We start from the raw sequence: 18,167 nt of genomic DNA, 5'->3' as shown, positions 1-18,167 counted from the left end.
GGGTTAATCCCGCTCGGACGTTCGCGAATGCGACATAACAAGTAGAAAGGAAAGCAAAGAGGATTTATGGCAACCCAACGACGCAAGCGGGCCCCCAAGAAGGCAGCGCCCAAACGCACCATCTGGCGCAAGCTGTTCTGGCTTGGCTTCAAGCTCTCCCTGGTGGTGGCGGCCTTTATGGTGGTGTTTGGCATCTACCTCGATACCAAGGTGCGCGAGCGCTTCGATGGCGAGAAGTGGCAGCTGCCGGTGATGGTCTACAGCCGTCCGCTGGAGCTCTACCCCAGCCAGCGCCTGTCGCGGGACCAGATGCTGCGCGAGCTCAACATGCTGAGCTACAAGCAGGTGCGCCAACCTCACACGCCGGGTGAATACACCATCAACGGCAACCGCATCGAGCTGATTCGCCGTCCGTTCGAATTCTATGATGGCGCCGATGGAGCCCGCGGCCTGCGCCTCACCTTCAACGGCCCGCGCCTCGAGGGGATCCAGTCGCTGGAGAACCAGCGCCAGCTCGGTTACGCCCAGATGGACCCGGTGCTGCTCGATCGCCTCAATACCGAAGATCGGGAAGATCGCCTGCTGGTGCGTATCGCCGAAGTGCCCGACAGCCTGCTGGTGACCCTGCTCACCACCGAAGATCGCGACTTCTACCAGCATGGCGGCGTCTCGCCGGTGGCCATCATGCGCGCCATGTTCGCCAACCTGATCGCTGGTCGTACCGTGCAGGGGGGCAGTACCCTGACCCAGCAGCTGGCCAAAAACTTCTTCCTGACCCGTGAGCGCAGCCTGTGGCGAAAACTGCAGGAAGCCTATATGGCTGTGCTGATCGACTATCGCTACAGCAAGGACGAGATCCTGGAGTCCTACCTCAACGAGGTCTATCTGGGGCAGAACTTCTCGCAAGGGGTCTACGGCTTCGGGCTTGCCTCCTACTTCTACTTCGGCATTCCGGTCAACGAGCTGGATATCGATCAGGTGGCCCTGCTGGTCGGTCTGGTGAAAGGCCCCTCCTATTACGACCCATGGCGCTTCCCGGAGCGGGCCAAGACCCGCCGTGATCTGGTGTTGAAGCTGCTGATGGATCACGGCAGCCTGACCCAGGCCGAGTATGAACTGGCCAGCCGTCAGCCCCTCGGCATTATCGCTCGCGGCCAGATGAGTTATGGCCGCACTCCGGCCTTTATGGGACTGCTCAAGCGAGAGATCCAGAGCCGCTTCGGCGCCGATCTGCTCAAGCAGTCTGGCCTCAAGATCTTCACCAGCCTCGACCCCATCGCCCAGCACGCGGCCGAGCGGGCGGTCGAATCAGGCCTCGCCGATATCGAGAAACTGCGCGGCAAGAAGAAGCTGGAGGCGGCCATGGTGGTCTCCGACTGGCACAAGGGCGAAGTAGTGGCGCTGGTGGGTGGCCGCGATCCCCGCTACGCCGGGTTCAACCGGGCGCTGGATGCCCGCCGCCAGATCGGCTCGCTGGTGAAACCGGCGGTCTACCTCACCGGTCTCTCAAACGGCCTGACGCTCGCGACCCCGCTCAAAGATCAGCCGATCCGCATTCGCGGTCAGGATGGTCAGGTCTGGACGCCGCAAAACTACGATCGCAAGTTCCGCCAGAGCGTGCCGCTGATGGATGCATTGGCCAGCTCCCTCAACGTGCCGACCGTCAATCTGGGGCTGCAAGTGGGGCTGGAGAAGGTTGTCGACACCCTGCACAAGCTGGGAGTTCAGCAGGAGATCCAGCCCTACCCATCGCTGGTGCTGGGGGCGGTTGCCCTCTCCCCGCTGGAAGTGAACCAGATGTATCTGCCCATCGCCAATCAGGGACTGACCCAGCCGCTGTCGGCCATTCGCGCCGTGGTGAACGGGGATGGCAGCCTGCTCTATCAGCATGATCAGACCGCCAAGCGGGTCACCGACCAGCAAGCAAGCTGGCTGACCCTGTTCGCCATGACCAAGACGGTGAGTCAGGGCACAGCCCGCGCCCTCAGTGCCAAGTTCCCCGGCGCCACCATGGCGGCCAAGACCGGCACCACCAACGAGCTGCGCGACTCCTGGTTTGCCGGGATGGACAACAACGAACTGGTCAGTATCTGGGTCGGTCGCGACGACAACACCCCGGCGGGCTTGACCGGTGCCAGTGGTGCCCTGCAGCTCTTTAGCGGCTACATGAGCCAGCGCGGCGTCAACAGTCTGGGATTGAAGATGCCGGAAGGGGTCACCTGGGCCAACTTCTCCCGCGCCAGCGGCACCCGCGTCACCAGCGACTGCCCGGGCAGCCTGCAGGTGCCGGCCAAGGCATCCACTATGGGCTCCCCGGCCGGTTGCGCCAGCAGCGCGACGCCGCGCAGTGCGCTGGATGACTGGTTCGGCGGTTTCTTCAACTAGATCAACGACACGGGCAGCGCAGGCTGCCCGTTCACTATGCTGCTGACAAGGAAACACCATGACCTTTCCGCTGTTTGACGCCATCCACCATGTGGCCATCATCGCCAGCGATTACCCACGCTCGCGCCACTTCTACCACGAGGTGCTGGGGCTGCCAATCATCGCCGAGACCCTGCGCGAAGCGCGCCAGTCATGGAAACTGGATCTGGCCCTGCCGGACGGCAGCCAGCTGGAGCTGTTCAGCTTCCCCTCGCCTCCCGAGCGCCCCTCCCGCCGCGAGGCGTGCGGCCTGCGCCATCTCGCCTTTCGGGTCAGCGATCTTGACCGAGTCATCGCCCATCTGTTGGCCCATCGGGTCGAGGTAGAGCCGGTACGGGTGGACGAGCTGACCGGCAAGCGCTTTACCTTCTTCGCCGACCCCGACGGCCTGCCGCTGGAGCTCTACGAAGCGCCGCGCTGAGCCGGCATCGACCAAGCAATCAGCCAAACAAAAGCCGCCCGGCGAAACCGGGCGGCTTTTCTTATTGCTTCAGGTTATCAGGCGGTAGTCAGCATAACGACAGCCAGCGCCATCACCATCATGCCAGCCCAGCCGATGGGCTTGAGGCGCTCACCGAAGAAGAGCAAACCGCCCAGCGCCGTACCGACGATGCCGATAGCCCCCCAGGTGGCGTAGGCAACAGCCAGGTCAATCTGGCCGCCACTTACCGCTTCCGAGAGCAGGGTAAAGGCGCCGAGTACCAGCATGATCCCCAGGAAGCCCCACCCCTTGTAACGAAAACCCTTGGAGCGGTTGATAGCCATGTTGGCGCCGATATCGATCAGTGCGGCACCCAGTACAATCACAAACGGACTCATGCTGTGGCCTCCGCGTCTACTGACTTGTCTGCAGGCTCATCATGGGTCTCCCCCATGGTCACCATAACAATCCCCACTATCGCGAGAGCCAGGCCAATCAGCTCCTGAACGGTCACATCGTAACCGAGGAACATGACCGACACTATGGTGATCAGGGTGATCCCGAGCCCCTCCCAAAGCGCAAACGCAATACCAATGGAGATTGTTTTGGCGGCTTTCGCCAGCAACCAGTACGAGAAACCGATCAACAGCCACATCGGGATGTAATTCATCCAGCCAGCTCCCTGCTCGGGGATCATGGCCATGCTGGAGGTACCGGCGACCTCGGTCACGATGGCGCCGGTCAAAAACAGCCGGGCCAGAAACATACGACTTAATAACATATAAGATGCCTTTGTTGCTTCGACGGGATAGATGGTAAACGGGGAGAAGCAACTCGCGACAATCGCTCAGCGTCGATTATTCCGACGCCACAGGTTTGCCTTGCCTTGGTTCGCACGCTAAGGTGATGGTGAAAAAATCCGTCATGGCCTGTAAAAGATGAAGCTATATCAGATAGAACTCTTTGTAGAGTCAGCCAATAGCGGCTCTATTGCCAACACCGCCCGTCGCCTCGGCAAAAGCCGCAGCGCCGTCAGCACCGCCATCGCGGCGCTGGAAGTTGAGCTTGGCGTCGAACTTTTTGAACGAGGTGCCAATCAGAGTCGCCTGACCGAGATCGGCGAGCTGGTGCTTGATGATTGCACTCGCCTGCTGCAGGCAGCCAACAGCCTGCAGCAGAAGTGCAAACATTACGCCTCGGGGGCCGAAGTGGCGCTGCGGGTCGCCCGCGATGACGCGATTCCCGAGCCAGTATGGCGCGAGATGCTGGCCAGCCTGCACAATCAGTTTCCCGGCACCAGTATCTCGCTGGTGCTCGCCTCCCCACCCGAACTACCGGCGCTGGTGGAAGAGGGATTCGTCGATGCCGCTTTTGGCCTCATTACCGAAGATCAGGAGCGCAGCGGCCTCAATATCGACGTGCTCAACCCGATCCGCACCCTGATGGTGGTGGCACCCAACCATCCGCTGGCCGGACTGAAGCGGGTCAAACAGCAGGATCTGACCGATCACACCCAGGTCACCCTCTCGTACGTAGATGAATTTTCTGTAAAAAGCCTGCTACCTGTGGGAGGCCAGCATATCGGTCTCTCCAGCTTCGAGTTGATGCGCAATGCGGTGCTGGACGGACTGGGCTGGGCAGTGCTCCCCTCGCCACTGATCCAGAGTCAGTTGCGACAAGGCTCCCTGCTGACCCTGAAACACAAGTTCAGCCTGCAGTGGCGGGATTACGGGGTCTATCTGGCGGAAAACGCCTATCACGGCAAGGTGTTGGCCTGGTTGAAGAAGTCGATCCAGGGGTATCTGGAACCTTTCGAGTAGCGATAAAGAGGCGGAGCCAGCTCACGATATCTACTTATCCTGATGATCCGAGAGGATGTGATCGTGCATACTGTTCACATACTCATTGAGCGCCGGAGGCGTAACCGATATGAGCAGTGCCCAAGACAAGGACGATATCTTGCTGGACGACGACATCATCGAACTCGATGATGAGGAGGTCGTGGTCCCCAAGGCACTCAACCCATGGCAAGTGCTGATCGTGGATGATGAGCCGGATATCCATCATGCCACCCGCCTGGCCCTCTCCAACATTCACTACAAATCCCGTCCGCTGGAGCTGCTCAATGCCTACAGCGGCGCCGAAGCTGGCCGCATGCTGGAGGCCAATCCCAGGATTGCACTGATCCTGCTCGATGTGGTGATGGAGACCGAAGACGCAGGTCTGCGGCTGGTGCACCGGATCCGCAACGAAATGCATAACTCGCTGGTGCGGATCGTGCTGCGTACCGGCCAACCCGGCCAGGCGCCGGAGCAACGGGTGATCCTCGATTACGACATCAATGACTACAAGACCAAGACCGAGCTGACGGTACAAAAGCTCTACACCACTGTCATCGCATCCCTGCGTTCATACGAAACCCTCAGTGCCATCGACAAGAGCCGTCAGGGGCTCGGCAAAATTCTGGAAGGGGCAGGCGATCTCTACCATCTTCATTCACTCAAGGAGTTTGCCTCCGGCGTGCTGAAACAGATCAGCGCCATTCTCGATGTGGGCACCGAAGGGGCTATCTGCGCCGAGCGCCGTCCCGGCGAACAGGGGCTGGAGATCCTCGCCGCTACCGGCGACTACGAGACTCTGCTGGATGATGGCAAGATCACCGACTTTCCCACCCTCAATGACTCGGTCCTGAAGGCACTGGCGGCGCGTAGCAACCGTTTTGAACACCCGCAGGACTCCCTCTATATCGCCGCCCAGAATGGTCGCGAGTTCGTGCTGAGTTTTACCCCGACCCAGCCCCTCGATCCCCTCGAGTGCGATCTGCTGGATGTCTTCTGCCAGCGCATCTCGGCGGCCTACGACAACCTCTATCTCTACAACCAGTTGCTGCGCGCCCAGGAGGCCACCGTGGTGGCGCTGGCGGCGCTGGCAGAGTTTCGCGACTCCGATACCGGCGAGCATGTCTTGCGGGTGCAGAAGCTCTCGGATGCCATCGTGGCCGAATTGAAGCAGATGGCGGCCTATCCCGAGCAGCTAACCCCGGAGTTTGTCGAGATGATCGGCATGGCCTCCATCCTGCACGATGTGGGCAAGGTGGGCACCCCGGACCATATCCTGCACAAACCCGGACGTTTCGACCCGGAAGAGCGGGCCATCATGGAGCAGCACGCCGGTATCGGCGCCAATATCCTGCACAAGGCGGGCGAAATGGTGGAGGGAACCAGCTATCTCTCGCTGGGGGCAGAGATCGCCCGGGGCCACCACGAGCACTTCGATGGCAAGGGCTACCCGCAGCAGCTGTCTGGTCAGCAGATACCCCTGTCGGCGAGGATTGTGGCGGTAGTCGATGTATTCGATGCCCTGCTCAGCAAGCGCCCCTACAAAGAGCCCTGGACGCTGACGCAGACCATGGAGTATATCCAGTCCCGCTCCGGCACCCAGTTTGACCCTCATGTAGTGACAGCCCTGTCGCGACTGGTCAATGAGTCGAGACTCCCCTACTCGCTCTGACCCCCCCTTTGTTCGCAACTCCACATGCCCTGCCGGTGACCTTGCTCACCGGCAGGGCATCAAAACAGCCGTTTTGTTGCATTCCGCACACATCAAAGCGCCGCAAACAGGAAACATCCCCCTTCTTTGTTAGCGATAGCCGCTGAAATATGGTCATTTAACATCACATCGCTATAATATCGGCCTGCAAACCTGATACTAACAACGAAGGAATTATCATGAGCCTGAACCTGGTACCGGCCGGCAAGAGCCTGCCCGACGATATCTATGTCATCATCGAAATCCCGCAGAATGCCGACCCGATCAAATACGAAGTCGACAAGGACAGCGGTGCTATTTTCGTCGATCGCTTCATGTCTACCCCGATGTTCTATCCGTGCAACTACGGCTACGTGAACGCGACTCTCTCTCTGGATGGTGACCCCGTCGACGTACTGGTTCCGACCCCCTACCCGCTGCTGGCCGGTTCCGTCATTCGCTGCCGCCCGGTTGGCGTGCTGAAGATGACCGACGAATCTGGCGAAGATGCCAAGATCGTTGCTGTACCGCACTCCAAGCTGACCAAGCAGTACGACCACATCCAGGATGTGAACGATCTGCCGGAACTGCTGAAAGCCCAGATCCAACACTTCTTCGAGCGCTACAAAGAGCTGGAAGCGGGTAAATGGGTCAAGGTGGAAGGTTGGGGCGACAAGGCCGCTGCCGAAGCCGAGATCAAAACCTCTGCCGAGCGTTACGCTGCCAAGTAAGCATCACTCGGTTTGTAAAAAAGGCGCCTTATGGCGCCTTTTTTGTCGGTGTTTGCGGCAGCTGACCGGCCGCATCTTCGGCAGGATTGCCCTGAATGTATATTTCACGGCCATCTTTCTGGTAGGGACGATAGTAATCACCGCCACAGCGATAGCCGCCGCCCGGCTGGCTCATCAGCTCGCAGTTGACCGGCAACACCTCCAGCCACTTGATGGCCTGCTGGTAGCGCAGCCACTCCTGCCATTCGTGCTCGCGTGCCAACTGATCACGCAGGGCAAAGGTATCCGCAATGGACATCCCCTTGTTGACGATCACCTGACCCGCCATGGCTGGCAGGCTGAGCAGCCCAAACAGCACTATGATCCAAGGCTTCATAACCCCTCCAGAGTGACTTAATTTCACAATTAAATTAAAAGTCACATCAATCTGTTATCCAGATCACAAAACGAAACATCACCAAAGTGGTGCCGGCTCACCTAGTTGTTAATTATCGTCCACGGCAGGAAGCACCACCATGAAGCTGACCCCCGCGCTGTTGCTCAGCCTCACTCTCTGCACCACTCTTGGTGCTACAAGCAACGCCAGCGAAATCAACATGAGCTGGCAGTGGCAATCCACCGATGGCCAGCGCAAGCACTTCCAGCTGACCACCGACGATCAGGTGATGGCCGCCAGTCGCCACGAGATGAGCCTGCTGAAGGCCTCTCTCACCAATCCGCTGGAGACCCTTTACGCCTATATCAGCCCACGGCTCTACAACAGCATCAACCTGATCAATCAGAGCAGCCCGGAGACCGCTACCAAATTTCGCAATCTGGAGCAGGCCTTCACCCTGCGGGACGACAGCATGGAGTCGCTACTGTTCTGGCAAGCCTACCAGCAGTATCAGGAGGATGCCTTCTACCAGATGAGGGTGATCCCCTGCGTCCATCCTGCCAATCGCAAACTGCCTTGCGTGCGACCCGATTACTCCCAGCTCTTCTACCACTTCAAAGGGCACCTCAAGCCGCTGGCGCAGCAGTTTGCCGCCAAGGATCTCGCCACCAGCGTCAGCCTGCTGCAGGAGTGGCTGAACGCCATCCCCACCCAGCCGGAGCAGCTGGATCACTTCGCGCCGCCGCTGCAGGCGCTGCAAGATAACAAGGCCGACAGCGACGAGAAGGCGCTGCTGATGGCCAGTCTGCTGGCGGAGCTGGCGCCGCAATATGTGCTCAGCATCATCTATCCGGATATCAGCATCGGCAGCGTCTCCCCTGCCTGGCTGGCCATTACGGCAGACAGTGGCGTACCCGGTGATGTGGTGGTGATCAACAATCAGCGCCATGTGCTGCTTACTGGCTCGTCCCTGCTGGCCCAGCAGATGACCATGGCCAAGATCCCTCTCATCAGCGAATCGCTCTACTGACGCAGACAGCTCAGACCAGCAGCCAATTCATTGATTTTTATCGATGTCATGCCATCCTAGCCGCCCTTGCCAGCCAACCCCCTGACTGGCGGGGCGCCGACGCTTCTGAATTGCGATCTTATTTAACACTTTTTAAACAGATCCGATCAGTTTAGGATGAAGCTCGCCCATTCCCTCAATCCGAAACTCGTTATAACATAACAAATGGAGTGTCATCAGGATGAAACATCTCGTACTTACTTTGGCGCTGCTGCCATCTCTGGTCTTTGCTCACAACTTCAAGGATGGCAACCCGGTGCCGCTGGTCAATGTCAGCGACAAGGGTGAGCTGGTACTGAACGGCAAGGATATCGGCTACCAGCCGTGGCAGAGCACCTCGCTCACCGGCAAGGTGTTTCTGATCCAGCATATTGCCGGTCGCTCCAGTGCCAAGGAGCTGAACGCCCCGATGATCGAGGCGATCAAGGCCGCCAAGCTGCCGCAAGACAAGTACCAGACCGTTACCGTCATCAACAGCAATGACGCCATCTGGGGTACCTCCGGCTTCGTGAAGAGCAGTGCCGAGGACAGCAAGAAAGAGTTCCCATGGTCCGCCATGGTGCTGGATGCCAAGGGCATGGCGCGCAACGCCTGGGATCTGACGCCGGAAAGCTCGGCGATCATCCTGCTGGATAAAGAGGGCAAGGTGCTGTTTGCCAAAGATGGCCAGCTCGATGCCAACAACATTGCTACCGTGATGGGGCTCATCAAGTCCCATCTCTAAGTCAGAGAGAAAGGGCGCTGATGGCGCCCTTTCCATAAGGGTCTATGGGTCGTATCAAGCTGAAAATCTGGATCTTGCTGCTGGGCTGGTTATGGCTGCAGCCTGCCCTTGCCCGGCACCAGTTTGAATCTGCCCTGCCCGGCCACGACGACCATCACTGCTTGGTTTGCGCCCTCCATCTGGATGGCAAACAGGTCATCACCGCCACCCCCTATTGTTTCCCCGGTTCGCCCTCTGTTCTGCCCGCAGTTGCAACCATGCAGCGCTCGGCAGATACCGCCACGCTTCACAGCTATGCCATCCGTGCGCCGCCCGCCTCTGTTTTTATCTATCCCTTTGTTTAAGTTCACTATTTGTTTTGAAAAAAGGATTAAAGATGAAAGCAGTTACTCTGTTGCTGGCCGCAGCGGCCTTTGGCGCACACGCAAATCACGACGAACACGAGAGCCACAGCCACGGCGCCCACGAGCATGGCCACGGCCACCTCAATCTGGTGGTCGATGGCGACCAGTTGATGATCGAGCTGCAGGCCCCCGCAGCCGATCTGGTGGGCTTCGAACACGCCGCCAAGAGCGATGAAGAGAAGGCGCAATACGCCAAAGCGGTCGCCCGCCTCCAGCAACCTGACGCCCTGTTTCGCTTCGACCCGGCCGCCGGCTGCAAACTGACCCAGCAGGAGCTGCAAGCAGCCAAAGAAGAGCATGATCACGACCATGACCATGACCATGACCATGACCATGACAAGGCTGCCAGCGACAAACATGAAGATCACCATGATCATGACGAAGCGGGTCACGCCGATATGGGCGCCATGTACACCTACACCTGCGCCACGCCGACCAAACTGACCGGCCTCGAGGCGACCCTGTTCAGCGTCTATCCGAGCCTTGAGAAGCTGAGCGTGCAGGGGATCCTGCCCACCGGCCAGACCGCTGGCGAGCTGACCCCGTCCGCCAACAAGCTGAGCTGGTAACGCCATGAAAAAAGCCGTGGTTGAGATCCGCGATCTGGCCTTTGCCTGGCCAGGTGGCGACGCTGTACTCGATCTGCCCGCCCTCACCATCCGCGAGGGTGAGCGGGTCTTTATCAAGGGCCCATCGGGCTCCGGCAAGTCGACCCTGCTCGGGTTGCTGGCCGGGATCCAGACCGCCAACCACGGCACCCTGGAGGTGCTGGGCCAACCATTGGCCCGGCTCTCTGGCCGTGCCCGTGACCACTTCCGGGCGGCCAATCTGGGTTATATCTTCCAGCAGTTCAATCTGCTGCCCTTTCTCTCGGTGCAGGACAACGTGACCGCGGCCCTCACCTTCTCGCCCGCCAAACGGGCCCGCCTGCAAGGGAGTCCGGAGCAGGAGGCGCGCCGTCTGCTGGCGGAGCTGCAACTGCCGGACGACGCACTGCATCGCCCCGTGCATGCCCTCAGCATTGGCCAGCAACAGCGGGTTGCCGCCGCGCGGGCGCTGATCGGTTCGCCGCCATTGGTGATCGCCGACGAACCCACCTCGGCCCTCGACACCGACAACCGGGCCGCCTTTATCAAGCTGTTGTTCGAGGAGTGCGACAAGCAGGGCTCGACCCTGATCTTCGTCAGTCACGACCCTTATCTCGAACCCCTGTTCCCGCGGGTAGAAAACCTGCAACAGCTCAACCGGAGGGCATCATGCTAAAGCTCGCCCTGCAAAGTCTCTGGGCCCGCCGCCTCACCGCCGGGCTCACCCTGCTGGCCGTCGCCATTAGCGTCACCCTGCTGCTCGGGGTGGAGCGGGTGCGCACCCAGGCCCGTGAAAGCTTCTCCAACACCGTCTCGGGGACCGATCTCATCGTCGGCGCCCGCTCCGGCCAGGTGAACCTGCTGCTCTACTCGGTGTTTCGCATCGGCAACCCCACCAACAATGTGGGATGGGACTCCTATCAGGCCATCAAGCAGAAAGCGGGCGTCGCCTGGACCATCCCGCTTTCCCTTGGTGACTCCCACAAGGGATTTCGGGTGCTCGGCACCAATGGCGACTACTTCACCCACCTGAAGTACGGTCAGCAGCAGTCGCTGCAACTGCGCGAAGGACGGCCTTTCGACACGCCGTTTGAAGCGGTACTCGGCGCTCAGGTGGCCGAGAAGCTCGGCTATCACCTCGACCAATCCATCGTCATCGCCCACGGCGCTGGCAACACCTCGTTCAGCCAGCACGACAACCTGCCGTTCAAGGTGGTGGGTATTCTGGCGCCGACCGGCACGCCCATCGATCGCACCATCCATGTACCGCTGGCGGGGATAGAGGCGATCCATCTGGGCTGGGATACCGGCCGCCACAGCAAGAACGTGACACCGGAGCAGGCGCTGGCGCAGGATCTCACCCCGAAAACCATCACCGCCTTTATGGTGGGCTTGAGTAACCGGATCCTGGCGTTCCAGCTGCAACGCAGCGTCAACACCTATCCCAAGGAGCCATTGATGGCGATCCTGCCGGGGGCCGCCCTGCAGGAGCTGTGGAGCCTGATGAGCGTGGCGGAAACCGCCCTCTCGGTCATCGCCGGTTTCGTGGTGGTGGCGGGCCTTATCGGCATGCTGACCACCCTGCTGGCGGGGCTTAACGAGCGGCGTCGGGAGCTCGCCATTTTGCGATCCCTCGGCGCGGGCCCTGCCCACCTGTTCCTGCTGCTGGCGCTGGAGGCCATGGCGCTGACCACGGTCGGCATCGCTCTCGGGGCCGCCGTGCTCTATCTGGGGCAGGGGCTTGCCTCGCCCTGGCTGCTCAGCCACTATGGCCTGCAACTGAGTCTGGGGCTGCCGAGCACCTATGAGTGGCAGTTGCTGGGGGTAGTGTGGCTGGCGGGCATGGTGATTGGCCTGCTCCCTGCCGCCCGCGCTTACCGCTACAGCCTGAGCGATGGCATGAGCATTCGCGTCTAGCGAGACGCCCAAAATCGAAACAGAAGGACAGATGATGAAGTGGAAAATTGTGGCGCTGCTCGCCAGCCTGCTGGTGCTGCCCGCCCTGGCCGCCGATTACAAGACCATCGACTGGGATGTGCTCATCCCGGAAGGGGAAAAACTGCTGCCACCACCCCAGGTCAATCACGAAGATCCCATGTCGGTGCCGCAACCGGTGGGCGGGGTAAACAAGAAGCTGGACAACCAGGATGTGCGCATTCCGGGCTTCGTGGTGCCGCTGGAAGGAGATGCCAAGAAGATCACCGCCTTCCTGCTGGTGCCCTACTTCGGCGCCTGCATCCATGTGCCGCCGCCCCCCACCAATCAGGTGATCTATGTGAGCTACCCCAAGGGGGCGCCGGTGGATGATCTGTGGGATGCCATCTGGGTGAAGGGCAAGATGCGCACGGTCAGCTCCAGTCACGAGATGGCCACCGCCTCCTATTCGATGGAAGCGGTCGAGGTGAGTGTCTACGAGGAGTAATCCTACCGTTGTAAAAAAAGCGGCCTCCACGGAGGCCGCTTTGTTATCTTGGCATCCCGGTTGGAGTAACATTCAGCTCCAGAACCTGTGCGAATGGAGTCAGCATGGCAGACCTCCCCCCCCCGAAAAAAGAGAGTTCGATCCTGAGCAGCCAGGAGCAGACCCTGCGTCTGGCCCGCAGCCGCGGTATCGACGGCATGCTCACCCGCAACACCGACAGCACCTTCGAACAGCGCGCCACCTTTCGCCATCTGGCGGATCAGGCCGCTCGCCAGCGCAATCTGGAAGCCATCATGGTGATGGCCTCCCGCCACTGCGAAGAGACAGCCGCCGGCGGCGAGATGGACAGCGACTGGCTGACCCGCTTCCTGCAACTGGCGGAAGATATCAGCATGGTACCGATGCAGCAGCTGTGGGGGCGGATCTTCGCGCTGGAAGTCGCCACGCCGGGCCGCTTCTCCATCCGGGCGCTCGCCACCCTCAAAGAGATGACCCAGCGCGAGGCCCAGCTGTTCCAGCGCATCTGTTCACTGACTTGCCACTACACCGGCAGCGACGAGCAGCGACTGCTGCTGGGGCTGCACAAGGGGGCCAGTTTGCTGAGTCGCGCCAAGGCAACGCGCCTTGGCCTTGGCAAATACCGACTGCCCTACAACGCCCTGCTGCAACTGTTTGAGCTGGGGCTGCTGCATCGCGCGGAGCTGGAGTCCGGCCCGCTGCCCGCCGATGGGGTCGAGCTGGAGTTCGGCAACCAGCGCTGGCGGCTGCAGTGCAAGCAGAACAACATCACCCTGCTCTACTACCGCCTCACCCCGGTGGGCAACGAGCTCTCCCAGCTGCTGCAAGAGTCGCCGCTGGAGGAGTACCTGCAGGATCTGAAAACCGTGCTGGTGCAGGGTATCCAGATTGAAGTGATGCAGCTCGTAAGCGCCCCCTCCTCACCCGCTCCTGACCCTCTCCCCTGAGCTCTGGCGGGGCAGCTGATGCCCCGTCGGTTCGTGGTTCCTTCGCATCAAGCTGCTGGCTCCAAGCTCATGGGCTTGTCCAGAATAGGTTGCAAATTGCAGATGCCGCAGAGGCACACCCCGTCAACTCCGTTGCATATTGCAAACAGCAACGATCTTTTCCTGCCAAAACGGCACTAATAACACATCAATCATTAGCTTTTGCCAGCTGGCCCGCCCTTTGCACATGTCTTGATGCAGATCAAAATTTAACCATCACGGCTCGGGAGCAAGGCCATGAGAATCAATCAACCGGTTACCCAAAGAGAACGTCTCTATCCAGACCACCAGAGCCTGATCTCCACCACGGATCTGGAGAGCCGCATCACCTACGCCAACGATGAGTTCTGCGAGATAGCAGGCTTCTCGCTCGACGAGCTGAAGGGGGAACACCACAATCTGGTGCGCCATCCTGACATGCCGAAACAGGCCTTTGCCGATCTGTGGAACCATATCCGCGAAGGCAAGAGCTGGATGGGGCCGGTGAAAAATCGCTGCAAGAGTGGCGATCACTACTGGGTCAGCGCCTTTGTCACCCCCATCAAGGATGCCAGCGGCCGGGTCGTGGAGTATCAGTCGGTGCGCACCGCCCCGAGCGAGGAGATCAAACAGCGGGCCGAGAAGGCCTATGCCGACCTTCGCAACAACAAGCTGCCGCTGGCGCTCAAGTTGCCCACCTTCTCCCATACCCTGACCATCAACCTCTGCCTGCTGCTGAGCCTGCTCGCCATGTTTGCGCTGGGCTACAGCCACGACATGAACTGGCAACTGGCGCTGGCCGCCCTGCCGCTGGCGATAGCGGCCATCACCCTGAATGCCCTCTCCCGCCGCCTCGGCAAGCTCAACAAGATGGCCCGCAGCCGCTTTGACAACCCGCTGATGCAGCTGCTCTACACCAACAAGGTGGACAACATCGCCGCCATCGAACTCTCGATGGTGATGAATCAGGCCGAGTTCAACGCCGTGCTGGCCCGCACCCAACAGACCTGCAGCAAGATCCTGCAGGCCGCCGAGGGGGATCTGCGCAACGCCGAATCCATCACCGACAACCTGCAACAGCAGCAGGCCGAAACCAATCAGGTAGCCACTGCCGTGACCGAAATGTCGGAATCCATTCGCGAGGTGTCGCAAAGTTCGACAGACTCCTCCAGCCTGCTGGATGAAACGGCCTTGCTGTTCAAGAGCGGCAACAGTAGCGTGGCCGAAACCGTGGCTGCCGTGGCGGGTATGAACAGCGAACTTATCACCTCCAAGAGCGTGATCAGTGCGCTGGTCGGCCACTGCCGCGATATCGACGGCATCCTCGATGTGATCAACAACATCGCCAACCAGACCAACCTGCTGGCCCTCAATGCCGCCATCGAAGCGGCCCGGGCTGGCGAAGCGGGTCGCGGCTTCTCGGTAGTGGCCGACGAGATCCGCACGCTCGCCATCAAGACCCAATCCTCGACCAGCGAGATCCAGAAGATGATCACCGAGCTGCAAAACAGCTCTGGTGAGGCTGAGCAGGCGATGGAGAAGGGCTGCCAACTCTCCGAAAGCTGCCAGCAAAAAGCCTCGGCAACCGGCACCATACTCCAGCAGATCAACGATATGCTGCAGCAGGTGGCCTCCGGCAGCGGCCAGATTGCCCAGGCGGTGCAGGAGCAGTTCCACGTCACCGCCGAGATCAACCGCAACGTGCTCAGCATCAAGACCCTGGCCGATGACTCCAGCGTCGGCAGCCAGCACGCCGTACACGGCATCACCCAGCTGGTAAACCAGTTGAGCGATCTTGACCGGCTGGTACGCCAGTTCCAGAAGGGCGCTCCGGCAAGCCAAAGCCGCTACGAAGTGGCCACCACCCGCGCCGTGCCGGTTCGCCAAGCGAGATAACCACAACACAAACAATCACCGCAGAAAAACCCTATGGGCCTTTGGGCCCATAGGGTTTTTTAGTGTCCGCCAACAAGAGGACGACATCCTCGCTTCACTGTCCGATTTTCCCCTGCACTGATGACCGCTGCTGTTGCGCGGTCATCTCACCGCCCGTTACTGATTAATTTGTTGATCTTGCTCAGAAAACCGCCCGCTTGTACTTCTCACCCCAGCCCCGTTCGGTAACATAGCCGCTTGGCAACCCCTTGTCGGAGTCAGCCATGAGCCAAGCCAGTTCCAAATCGCAGGTAAAAAGCAGCAGACTGGAGGCTGGAATTCAGGGGCGGTAGCGTGGTTTTTGCAGGTTGGTGCAGATCGAAGCCCAACAGGCAAGCATGATCACGCCAAGCTGAGCGGGATATACATGGATTGTGCCGCTCGCAAATTTGCAGATATGTTTCACGGTAAACGTTGGGTTTCACCGCGCTCAGCTCAAACCTACAACTCTTAGCCCAAAATACGAGACTTTATTTTAAGTTAAAACACATCGTTAAATTAATAAAACAACCTATCTACCTATATGAATGCCATCCAGATCGAGATTAAGTAAAAAAATAGAATCACATAAGAATAAACATTAACTCTATTGAAGCTCTGCTTCTGAGAAAATTAACAATGAAAATACAAAGTCTAAATGATATTTTTGAACGTCGTATTCTAAGAATTCCAGACTACCAACGAGGCTATGCTTGGTCTTCACAACAACTCGATGATTTTTGGGAGGATATAATTCAACTTGACCCAAGCCGAGTCCACTACACAGGTGTAGTTACACTAGAACCCGTCAAACCACACTTATGGCAAAAGTGGGAGCAAGACGAATGGATTATTGATGGGGTTGGCTTCAAGCCATTTTACATCGTTGATGGCCAACAACGATTAACAACATCAATGATATTAATTCAAGCAATTCTTGAATCTATCAAAGGTGATGTTCAGCTCAACTATCAATCATTAGAAACTATACGTAAACGTTATGTATTGTATAGTGCTGATGATGGCCAAAGAAAAAGTTTTATCTTCGGTTACGAAAAGGACAACCCGAGTGATGAATACCTTAAAACTATGATTTTTGGTGAAAGGTCACACAGTAATCAATATAAAGAAACTCTGTATACACAGAATTTAAAGACAGCAAAAATATACTTCAAAAATAAATTATCCATCCTTTCCAATGATGAAATCGCACTAGTTTTTAAGAAACTAACTCAAAAGTTAAAGTTTAATCTATACGAGATTGATGACGAAATTGATGTATTCGTGACCTTCGAAACAATGAACAATAGAGGCAAGCCACTAACCAGTCTTGAGTTACTAAAAAATCGCTTAATTTACCTATCTACGCTTTATCACAATCATGAGGGGCATGAAGTTCTACGCAGTAAAATCAATAGCGCATGGAAAACAATGTATGAATACCTTGGTATGAATCCAGACAGTCCTTTAGATGAAGATACCTTCTTAAGAAATCATTGGACAATGTACTTTAAATACAGCAGAAATAAGGGTGATGACTACATTAAGTACCTACTAAATGAAAAATATACAGCACGAAATGTAACTCATCCTAAAGATGAACAAGAGCGTATTTCGGTAGAAGAAATAAGCAACTACGTTGAAAGTTTGCAAGAGTCGATTCGTCATTGGTTCTATATTCACAACCCTTATTTCTATCTTCCTAACTACAACAATGATGATAACAAACTATTACTTGACAGGCTTCAGCGTTTAAGCTTCCGAGCATTCAGACCACTATTGCTTGCAGCCTTCGTCTCTAAACAGCCAGTTAAAGATATTAATGATCTTCTTATAGCAGCAGAACGCTACAACTTTACTTTATTCTCTCTGTGCCATCGTCGTTCAAACACTGGTGATTCTGAGTTCTTCGGTATGGCAAGGGAACTTCTAAAAGGTCAACAAACGATTAACTCAGTTATTAAATCAATCAATGAATGGGTCGATTACTACTACGATCCAGATCGTTTTTACAACTACATTTCTGAGAAGTATGAACTTGGGCAACAAGGTTTTTTCAAGTGGGATAGCCTACGTTACTTTTTATTCGAGTATGATGCATGGTTGATAAAACGGAGTAAACAATACTCTATAAAACTTAGTTGGAATCAGCTGAAGATCAATAGTAACGATAAGGTTACCATTGAGCATATATTCCCACAGACACCGTCAAACCAATATTGGCAAGAGCGATTTGGCAGCTTCAACAAAGAACAAATCACTTGGATTACAAACTCTTTGGGCAATCTTGTACCGCTTAGTCTAGCGAAAAACTCTAGCCTACAAAACGATGACTTCAAAGATAAGAAGAATAACGGCTCTGGTGTTGGCTATTACAATGGTTCAGCATCTGAAAATGAAATTGCTCAGTTAGATGAATGGTTACCTGAAAGCATTCTTTTACGTGGCTTGGAATTACTCCAGTTTATGGAGACACGTTGGAGAATTTCATTAGGTGATGAACGTTTTAAAGCAAAATTACTACACCTAGATTTTATCTTTGATAAAAACCAAAATTTAACTCAATAAAAAATACATCATCACA

At 57.2% G+C, this 18,167-nt stretch carries 18 protein-coding genes; 15 read left to right on the top strand and 3 right to left on the bottom strand.

The window, feature by feature from the left end; genetic code table 11:
* Positions 1 to 66 precede the first annotated feature (66 nt).
* Together mrcB and ACB035_RS13495 are read left to right on the top strand one after the other, a co-directional pair.
* Complete coding sequence (mrcB, locus tag ACB035_RS13500; protein WP_042052390.1) at positions 67 to 2,385, top strand: penicillin-binding protein 1B; 2,319 nt, start codon at positions 67 to 69, stop codon at positions 2,383 to 2,385.
* 58 nt (positions 2,386 to 2,443) lie between these two features.
* Positions 2,444 to 2,845: a VOC family protein gene (locus ACB035_RS13495; RefSeq protein WP_371167451.1), complete on the top strand. Its 402-nt coding sequence runs from the start codon at positions 2,444 to 2,446 to the stop codon at positions 2,843 to 2,845.
* Between the two features lie 77 nt (positions 2,846 to 2,922).
* Here the strand turns inward: ACB035_RS13495 and ACB035_RS13490 are convergent, their stop codons facing one another.
* Entirely contained in the window at positions 2,923 to 3,243 is a 321-nt protein-coding gene (locus ACB035_RS13490) for an SMR family transporter (RefSeq protein WP_005335659.1), read from the bottom strand.
* Positions 3,240 to 3,626 carry a multidrug efflux SMR transporter gene (locus ACB035_RS13485; protein ID WP_021229559.1) on the bottom strand — a complete coding sequence of 129 codons (387 nt, stop codon included), beginning with the start codon at positions 3,624 to 3,626 and terminating at the stop codon, positions 3,240 to 3,242. Before ACB035_RS13485 ends, ACB035_RS13490 begins: the two co-directional genes overlap by 4 nt.
* A gap of 157 nt (positions 3,627 to 3,783) precedes the next feature.
* Here ACB035_RS13485 and ACB035_RS13480 point away from each other — a divergent pair, with 157 nt between their 5' ends.
* From ACB035_RS13480 to ppa, 3 genes are all read left to right on the top strand, one after another.
* Positions 3,784 to 4,665, top strand: coding sequence for a LysR family transcriptional regulator (locus ACB035_RS13480; protein WP_236297433.1), 882 nt, complete (start codon positions 3,784 to 3,786; stop codon positions 4,663 to 4,665).
* 109 nt (positions 4,666 to 4,774) lie between these two features.
* The gene (locus ACB035_RS13475) at positions 4,775 to 6,355 is read left to right on the top strand and encodes a DUF3369 domain-containing protein (protein ID WP_129503308.1); all 1,581 of its coding nucleotides are present in this window, start codon (positions 4,775 to 4,777) and stop codon (positions 6,353 to 6,355) included.
* A 218-nt stretch (positions 6,356 to 6,573) separates the two neighbouring features.
* On the top strand, positions 6,574 to 7,104 hold the full coding sequence (ppa, locus tag ACB035_RS13470; RefSeq protein WP_005335667.1) for an inorganic diphosphatase: 531 nt from the start codon (positions 6,574 to 6,576) through the stop codon (positions 7,102 to 7,104).
* 28 nt (positions 7,105 to 7,132) lie between these two features.
* Here ppa and ACB035_RS13465 read toward each other — a convergent pair whose 3' ends face one another.
* On the bottom strand, positions 7,133 to 7,480 hold the full coding sequence (locus tag ACB035_RS13465; protein WP_005335669.1) for a hypothetical protein: 348 nt from the start codon (positions 7,478 to 7,480) through the stop codon (positions 7,133 to 7,135).
* Positions 7,481 to 7,619: 139 nt separating this feature from the next.
* On the opposite strand from ACB035_RS13465, the gene ACB035_RS13460 reads away from it, so the two are divergent.
* The 10 genes from ACB035_RS13460 (at position 7,620) to ACB035_RS13415 (ending at position 18,151) form a co-directional block, all read left to right on the top strand.
* Positions 7,620 to 8,510 carry a hypothetical protein gene (locus ACB035_RS13460; RefSeq protein ID WP_005335678.1) on the top strand — a complete coding sequence of 297 codons (891 nt, stop codon included), beginning with the start codon at positions 7,620 to 7,622 and terminating at the stop codon, positions 8,508 to 8,510.
* Between the two features lie 220 nt (positions 8,511 to 8,730).
* Positions 8,731 to 9,273 (top strand): YtfJ family protein, encoded by a 543-nt coding sequence (locus tag ACB035_RS13455; protein ID WP_005343253.1) that lies wholly within the window; start codon positions 8,731 to 8,733, stop codon positions 9,271 to 9,273.
* A gap of 44 nt (positions 9,274 to 9,317) precedes the next feature.
* Positions 9,318 to 9,617, top strand: coding sequence for a hypothetical protein (locus ACB035_RS13450; RefSeq protein WP_144714075.1), 300 nt, complete (start codon positions 9,318 to 9,320; stop codon positions 9,615 to 9,617).
* A 32-nt stretch (positions 9,618 to 9,649) separates the two neighbouring features.
* Positions 9,650 to 10,246: a DUF2796 domain-containing protein gene (locus tag ACB035_RS13445; RefSeq protein WP_371167450.1), complete on the top strand. Its 597-nt coding sequence runs from the start codon at positions 9,650 to 9,652 to the stop codon at positions 10,244 to 10,246.
* Between the two features lie 4 nt (positions 10,247 to 10,250).
* The gene (locus ACB035_RS13440; RefSeq protein ID WP_005335686.1) at positions 10,251 to 10,940 is read left to right on the top strand and encodes an ABC transporter ATP-binding protein; all 690 of its coding nucleotides are present in this window, start codon (positions 10,251 to 10,253) and stop codon (positions 10,938 to 10,940) included.
* Positions 10,934 to 12,181, top strand: coding sequence for an ABC transporter permease (locus ACB035_RS13435; protein ID WP_371167449.1), 1,248 nt, complete (start codon positions 10,934 to 10,936; stop codon positions 12,179 to 12,181). The genes ACB035_RS13440 and ACB035_RS13435 overlap by 7 nt, the downstream gene beginning before the upstream one ends.
* A 31-nt stretch (positions 12,182 to 12,212) precedes the next feature.
* Complete coding sequence (locus ACB035_RS13430; protein ID WP_026034852.1) at positions 12,213 to 12,686, top strand: DUF3299 domain-containing protein; 474 nt, start codon at positions 12,213 to 12,215, stop codon at positions 12,684 to 12,686.
* Positions 12,687 to 12,790: 104 nt separating this feature from the next.
* The gene (locus tag ACB035_RS13425; protein WP_371167448.1) at positions 12,791 to 13,651 is read left to right on the top strand and encodes a TIGR03899 family protein; all 861 of its coding nucleotides are present in this window, start codon (positions 12,791 to 12,793) and stop codon (positions 13,649 to 13,651) included.
* 276 nt (positions 13,652 to 13,927) lie between these two features.
* Positions 13,928 to 15,565 (top strand): PAS domain-containing methyl-accepting chemotaxis protein, encoded by a 1,638-nt coding sequence (locus ACB035_RS13420; RefSeq protein ID WP_371167447.1) that lies wholly within the window; start codon positions 13,928 to 13,930, stop codon positions 15,563 to 15,565.
* 657 nt (positions 15,566 to 16,222) lie between these two features.
* A complete protein-coding gene (locus tag ACB035_RS13415; protein ID WP_371167446.1) occupies positions 16,223 to 18,151 on the top strand; it encodes a DUF262 domain-containing protein in 1,929 nt (642 codons plus the stop codon).
* The last annotated feature ends 16 nt before the right edge of the window (positions 18,152 to 18,167 follow it).

Source organism: Aeromonas sp. S12(2024) (assembly GCF_041402305.1).
GTDB lineage: Bacteria > Pseudomonadota > Gammaproteobacteria > Enterobacterales > Aeromonadaceae > Aeromonas > Aeromonas veronii.
This window is presented reverse-complemented; position numbering and strand designations above follow the sequence as displayed.